This is a genomic window from Hydrogenophaga sp. (genome assembly GCF_035481345.1).
Classification (GTDB): Bacteria; Pseudomonadota; Gammaproteobacteria; order Burkholderiales; family Burkholderiaceae_C; genus Hydrogenophaga.
Genome location: NZ_DATIGV010000205.1, coordinates 1 through 6,116 on the forward strand (window position 1 = coordinate 1; position 6,116 = coordinate 6,116).

Below are 6,116 nucleotides of genomic sequence, written 5' to 3' on the forward strand. Positions count from 1 at the left end.
CTGCAGGGCCACGTTGGCCCGCTGGCGCGACACGCCGGACAACAGCCCCACTTCGCCCTGCAGCAGGTCCACGTAGGGCCCGGGCTCGGGGTAGAGGTCGGGGTTGAACAGGCTGGCCAGGCAGCGGGCCACGCGGGCGTCCGGCCCCAGCAGCCGGTCGTATTCGAGCAGCCCGATGAACAGCCCCAGCCGCGCGTTCAGCAGGTTGAGCAGGTAGTGGTTGAACGGCAGGCTGGTGGTGCGCAGCCACTCGAAGGTCGCGCGGGGCATCAACGCGACGCGCGTGTCGCGCAGCGCCACCACGTCGTAGCGGCGCGCTTCCTTCTTCAGCACCGAACCCTCGCCGAACCAGCCGCCCGCCGTGACGCCCGTCAGCGTGGAGACCTTGCCTTCGGCCGAAGTGACCGACATCTTGGCAAGCCCCTCGATGATGCCCATCCAGTGCTCGGCCGGCTCGCCGCTGCGCGCCACGTAACCACCGGCCGCGATCGAGACCTCGACGACCTCGCGCGCGGCGCGGTCGAACTCGGCGGGCGACAGGTTGCGGCCCCAGGTGGAGCCGCGCAGCATCTCGTGCAGGGTGGGCATCGGCGCGGGTCGATGGCGGCTACGACAGCAGGTCGAGCAGCGCGCGGGCGACGACCTTCGTGGCGCGTTTCAGGTCGTCGAGCACCAGGTGCTCATCGGCACGCTTGGCGTTGGACTCGAGCACGGTGCGCGGCCCGGCCCCGTAGATCACCGCAGGGATGCCGCGTTCGCAGTACAGGCGCACGTCGGTGTAGAGCGGCGTGCCCATCGTCGGCGGCCGCTGGCCGAACACCGCTTCGCCGTGGCGTTGCAGCGCGTCCACCAGCGGTGCGTTGCCCGCCAGCGGCGTCAGCGGGTGCGCCAGCAGCAGTCGGCGGATCTCGACCGTGATGCCCGGCACGCCGGCCGCGGCCTCGGCGATCACCTGGCGCAGTTCGGCCTCGACGTCGGCCGGCACCTCTTCGGGAATCATGCGCCGGTCGAGCTTGAAGCTCACCTTGCCGGGCACGACGTTGGTGTTGGTGCCGCCTTCGATGCGGCCCACGTTGAGGTAGGGGTGGCCGATGCCCGGCACCTGCGAGCGCGTCTGGCGGTAGACCTCGTTGCGCGCGTACAGCGCCTGCAGCAGGGTGACCGCGGCCTGCAATGCATCCACCCCGGTGTGCGGTATCGCCGCATGCGCCATGCGGCCGTGCACGGTGACTTCCATCTGCAGGCAGCCGTTGTGGGCGGTGACGACCTCGTAGCTGAAGCCGGCGGCGATCAGCAGGTCGGGTTGCGTCAGGCCATGGGCGAGCAGCCAGCCCGGACCCAGCTCGCCGCCGTACTCCTCGTCGTAGGTGAAGTGCAGCTCGACGCCGCCCTTCAACGGTACGCCCAACGATTCGAGTGCGCGCACGGCGAAGGTGTAGGTCGCGAAGTCGCTCTTGCTGACAGCTGCCGCGCGGCCGTACAGCCTGCCGTCGACCACCTCGCCGCCGTACGGGTCGTGCGTCCAGCCTTCGCCGCGCGGCACCACGTCGCCGTGCGCGTTGAGCGCGATCGTGCGCCCCTCGCCATAGCGTCGCCGCACGATGAGGTTGGTGATCGATTGCAGGCCGTACGCATGCACCTCGCCCGCCGGCACGGGGTGCCGTTCGGCAACGAGGCCGAAGCCCTGCAGCAGCTCGGCGGTGCGCTCGGCGTGCGGCGCGTTGTTGCCGGGCGGTGTGTCGGTGGGCACGCGCACCAGGGCCTGCAGGAAGGCGAGCTGCTCGTCGAAGTGGGCGTCGATCCAGGCGTCGAGTTGTTGGTGGTGGTTCATGGTGGCGAGGGGATTCACAGGTTTTCGAGCAGGTGCTCGAAAGCCAGCACGCACAGCTCGATGTCGTCGCTGGTGCTGCTTTCCAGGGGGTTGTGGCTGATGCCGCTGTTCTCGCCGCGCACGAACAGCATGGCCTGCGGCATCACCTCGTGCAGCTTCATGGCGTCGTGGCCGGCGCCGCTGGGCATGCGGTGCACCGGCAGGCCCAGGGCGGCCACGGCGCGTTCCCAGCGGGCCTGCCAGGCCGGGTGGCTGGGCGCGGCGGATGCGGCCATGGTGCGCTCCAGGCGCTGGCCCAGGCCGCGGCGTTCGCAGATGGCGCTGAGCTCGGCAAGCACGTCGCGCTCCAGCGCGTCGCGCTGGTCGTCGTTGGGGGCGCGCAGGTCGAGCGAGAACTGGCAGCGCCCCGGCACCACGTTGATGGAGCCGCCGGGCACGTTGAGCAGACCGATGGTGGCGACCGAGTCGCCGTCCTGCGCGGCGCGGCGCTCCATGTAGAGCGCGAGCTCGGCCACGGCGCAGGCGGCGTCTCGGCGGCGGTCCATGGGCGTGGTGCCGGCGTGGCTGGCCATGCCGATGACCTCGCCCACGTGGCGCACGCCGGCGTTGATGGAGGTGACCACGGCCAGCGGCAGGCCCATCTCGTTGAGCACCGGGCCCTGCTCGATGTGCACCTCGACGAAGCCGAGGTAGCGCGACGGGTCGCGGCGCAGGGTGGCGATGGCGTCCAGCGTGCCGGGCAGCCCGGCGGCGCGCATGGCCTCGCGCATGGCGATGCCATCGGCGTCGGTCTGCTCCAGCCACGCGGGGTTGAAGTCGCCGGTGAGCGCGCCGGAACCGAGGAAGGTGGCCTTGTAGCGCTGGCCTTCCTCTTCCGAGAAGGCCACGACCTCGATGCCAAAGGGCAGGCGCTGGCCGGCCCGGTGCAGGCGCTGCACGCAGGCCAGGGGCACGAAGATGCCCAGGCGCCCGTCGTACTTGCCGCCGTTGCGCACCGTGTCGAAGTGGCTGCCGGTGAGCAGGCGCTTCGCGTCGGGCGTGGCGCCGTGGTACACGCCCACGACGTTGCCCACGGCGTCGATGGAGACCTCGTCGAAGCCGCATTCGCGCATGCGCGCCATCAGTTCTTTCTGGCAGGCCTGGTGCGCCTCCGTCAGGTAGGTAACGGTGAGCTGGCCGTTCTCCTTGAAGCCCGGGTCGCTGTGTTGCGCGAGGCTTTCGTGCCAGTCCCACACGTGGTGGCCCAGCGCGGGCTCGGCACCGAACTTGTCGGCCAGGCGGATCTCCGCGATGCGGTGGATGTTGCGCAGGGCTTCCTCGCGCTCGAAGTCCACCGGGTTGTTCAGGCGCCGCTGGAAGGTGGCGATGATCTGCTGGCGCGTGAGGCCGCTGCCGCGCGGGCCGCGCACCGCGAGGATGAAGGGGAAGCCGAAGCGCGCGTTGTAGTCGGCGTTGAGTTGTTGCAGCGTGGCGAATTCTTCGGGCGTGCAGTGCGTGAGGCCCGCGCGGCTTTGCTCGCCGGTGCTTTCGCTGGTGAGCGTGTTGGCCACCATGGCCTTGCCCGCGAGTTCGGGATGGGCGCGGATCAGCGCGAGCTGGTCGTCGCGCATGGCGCCGGCCACGGATTGCACCAGCGCCCACTTGAGCGCGGCCAGGCTGGCGAAGGGGCGCGTCGCGAGCGCGCGCTCCACCACCCAGGGCGAGTGTTCGTACAGGCCGTCGAGCAGGCGCAAGACCTCGGCGGGCGCGGCGGTGTTGAGGGTGTCGAGCGTGGGGGCCATGGCGTCAGATGGGCTGGGGGAACCGGGTCTTCCAGTGGCGCGCGATGTCGAGCCGGCGCGCGACCCAGACCTTGTCGTGCGACTGCACGTGGTCGAGGAAGCGCTGCAGCGCGGTGATGCGGCCGGGGCGCCCGAGCAGGCGGCAGTGCATGCCGATGCTCATCATCTTGGGCCGGTCCAGGCCGTTCGGGTCGCCCTCGGCGTACAGCACGTCGAACGTGTCCTTCATGTACTGGAAGAAGGGCTCGGCGTGCGAATAGCCCTGCGGCAAGGCAAAGCGCATGTCGTTGCAGTCGAGCGTGTAGGGCACGATGAGCTGGTGCGTGTCGCTGCCGTCGCTCTTCTTCACCTTCATCCAGAAGGGCAGGTCGTCGCCGTAGTAGTCGCTGTCGTATTCGAAGCCGCCGAAATCGGCCACCAGGCGTCGCGTGTTGGGGCTGTCGCGCCCGGTGTACCAGCCCAGCGGGCGCTGGCCCGTGAGCTCGGTGAGGATGCGCATGGCCTCGGCCATGTGCGCGCGTTCGGTGGGCTCGTCCACGTTCTGGTAGTGGATCCACTTGAGGCCGTGGCAGGCGATGTCGTGGCCGAGCTCGACGAAGGCGGCCGTGACGTCGCGGTGGCGCTGCAGCGCGTGCGCCACGCCGAACACCGTGAGCGGCAGGCCGCGCCGCTCGAACTCGCGCAGCAGGCGCCACACGCCGGCGCGAGAGCCGTATTCGTAGATGCCCTCCATGCTGATGTGCCGCGCGGGGTAGGCCGCCGGGTTGAACATCTCGGAGAGGAACTGCTCGGACGCGTCGTCGCCGTGCAGCACGCTGTTCTCGCCGCCCTCTTCGTAGTTGAGGACGAACTGCACGGCGATGCGCGCGCCCCCCGGCCAGCGGGCGTGTGGCACGTCGCGGCCGTGGCCGATCAGGTCGCGCGGGTAGGGGGCGGTGCTGTCGTAGGTCATGACAAAGCCAGTGAGAGTTCGTTGGCGGGCAGGGGCCGGTCGAAGGCCAGGCTGGCCTCGACGTGCTGCAGGTGTTCGTCCATCAGGCGCACGGCCAGTGCCTCGTCGCGCGCGGCCAGGGCCTTGACGATGGCGGCGTGTTCCTCGCAGGAATCGGCGGCGGCCTCGCTGCTCTGGTACATGAGGGTGATGAGCGCGCAGCGCGAGATGAGGTCGCGCAGCAGGTCGGCCAGCACGCGGTTGTCCATCAGCTCGGCCATGCGCACGTGAAAGTCGCCCAGCAGTTCGGTGCGGCCGGGCACGTCCTGCTGCAGCACGGCCTGGCGCTCCTGCGCCAGGTGCTCGCGCAGGGCGCGCAGCGTGGCGGGCGTGGCCTGGCGCACGAAGGCGCGGGTCATCTCCACCTCGAGCATGCGGCGCACGGCGAAGACCTGGCGGGCCTCGTCGGCCGAGGGCGTGGCGACGAAGGCGCCGCGCGCGGGCTCCAGGCGGATGAGGCGGTTCTGCGAGAGCTGGAACAAAGCTTGCCTGACCAGGGTGCGCGAGACGCCGAAGTGGTCGGCCAGCTTCTGTTCGGCCAGCTTGGTGCCCGGGCGCAGCCGGTGCTCCACGATGGCGCGCGTGAGGGCATCGACGATCTGGGCCGTGCTGGACGTTTCCATGCGACGGATGATAGCCAGAATCGTGCCAAACTGTATACACTTTCGGTCGACCGAAAACGCTTTCCTGGAGAACATGGCCATGGGCCTGAGCACCCACGTACTGGACACGATGCACGGCTGCCCGGCCGCGGGCATGGCGGTGGCGCTGTACGCCACGCAGGGCGAGCAGGCGACGCTGATCAAGCGCTTCACGCTGAATGCGGACGGGCGCAATCCCGATGGTCCCTTGCTGGACAACGCGTCCCTGAAGGTGGGAACGTATCGGCTGGTGTTCGAGGTGAAGGGCTACTTCGACGCGCGCGGCGTGGACTTGCCGGAGCCGCGGTTCCTCGATCGTGTGGCGCTGGACTTCGGGGTGGCTCGGGTGGATCAGCACTACCACGTGCCGCTGCTGGTGAGTCCCTGGGCGTATTCGACGTATCGCGGCAGCTGAAACAAAAAGGGCTCGCCAGACGGCGAGCCCCGAAAACGTCTCAAACCACGGAGATCACTTGCTGCGCTGTCCCTCGGTCAGCGTGTCGAGCTGGAAGTTGCCGCTCTTGTCCCAGAGCCACACCTCGGTGTACGTGACGCGGCCCATGCGCACGGGCGCCGGGAAGGGGGCTGCCGCGCGAACGGTGCGCTCGATCTCGCGCATCACATCGGGCGCGTGGCTGGGTGCGCGCATCCAGTTCACCTGCTTGATGTCGCCGATGTCGTCCACCTCGACCTGCAGCACACCCACCGCGTGCAGCAGCGGCGGCAGCTTGCCCTTGTAGATGCGGTGGCCGTTGCGCTCATAAAGATGGCGCGCGCCGTCCTTGCGGTAGTCGTTCGGCGACGCGGCGTTCGACACGTGCTTGGGCGTGGGCCGACTGCTCACCGGCGGGGGCGGTGGTGCGGGCATGGGG

The 6,116-nt window shown here is 69.7% G+C and carries 7 protein-coding genes; 1 reads left to right on the forward strand and 6 read right to left on the reverse strand.

Going from position 1 to position 6,116, the window contains the following annotated elements; translation table 11 throughout:
• The 5 genes from VLG41_RS21590 to VLG41_RS21610 form a co-directional block, all read right to left on the reverse strand.
• Nucleotides 1-588, reverse strand: a 588-nt coding sequence (locus tag VLG41_RS21590) for a Crp/Fnr family transcriptional regulator (protein WP_325351439.1), incomplete at its 3' end; no start/stop codon positions are given.
• Nucleotides 589-607: 19 nt separating this feature from the next.
• Nucleotides 608-1,831 carry a M20 family metallopeptidase gene (locus VLG41_RS21595; protein WP_325351440.1) on the reverse strand — a complete coding sequence of 408 codons (1,224 nt, stop codon included), beginning with the start codon at nucleotides 1,829-1,831 and terminating at the stop codon, nucleotides 608-610.
• Between the two features lie 14 nt (nucleotides 1,832-1,845).
• On the reverse strand, nucleotides 1,846-3,612 hold the full coding sequence (uraD, locus tag VLG41_RS21600) for a 2-oxo-4-hydroxy-4-carboxy-5-ureidoimidazoline decarboxylase (RefSeq protein WP_325351441.1): 1,767 nt from the start codon (nucleotides 3,610-3,612) through the stop codon (nucleotides 1,846-1,848).
• Nucleotides 3,613-3,616: 4 nt separating this feature from the next.
• The gene (gene puuE, locus VLG41_RS21605) at nucleotides 3,617-4,564 is read right to left on the reverse strand and encodes an allantoinase PuuE (protein ID WP_325351442.1); all 948 of its coding nucleotides are present in this window, start codon (nucleotides 4,562-4,564) and stop codon (nucleotides 3,617-3,619) included.
• Nucleotides 4,561-5,226 (reverse strand): GntR family transcriptional regulator, encoded by a 666-nt coding sequence (locus VLG41_RS21610; protein ID WP_325351443.1) that lies wholly within the window; start codon nucleotides 5,224-5,226, stop codon nucleotides 4,561-4,563. The genes puuE and VLG41_RS21610 overlap by 4 nt, the downstream gene beginning before the upstream one ends.
• A gap of 79 nt (nucleotides 5,227-5,305) precedes the next feature.
• Between VLG41_RS21610 and uraH the strand changes: the two genes are divergently transcribed.
• A complete protein-coding gene (gene uraH / locus VLG41_RS21615; protein WP_325351444.1) occupies nucleotides 5,306-5,659 on the forward strand; it encodes a hydroxyisourate hydrolase in 354 nt (117 codons plus the stop codon).
• Nucleotides 5,660-5,713: 54 nt separating this feature from the next.
• Here uraH and VLG41_RS21620 read toward each other — a convergent pair whose 3' ends face one another.
• Nucleotides 5,714-6,112, reverse strand: a complete 399-nt coding sequence (locus VLG41_RS21620; protein WP_414652525.1) for a hypothetical protein — start codon at nucleotides 6,110-6,112, stop codon at nucleotides 5,714-5,716.
• Between the last annotated feature and the right edge of the window lie 4 nt (nucleotides 6,113-6,116).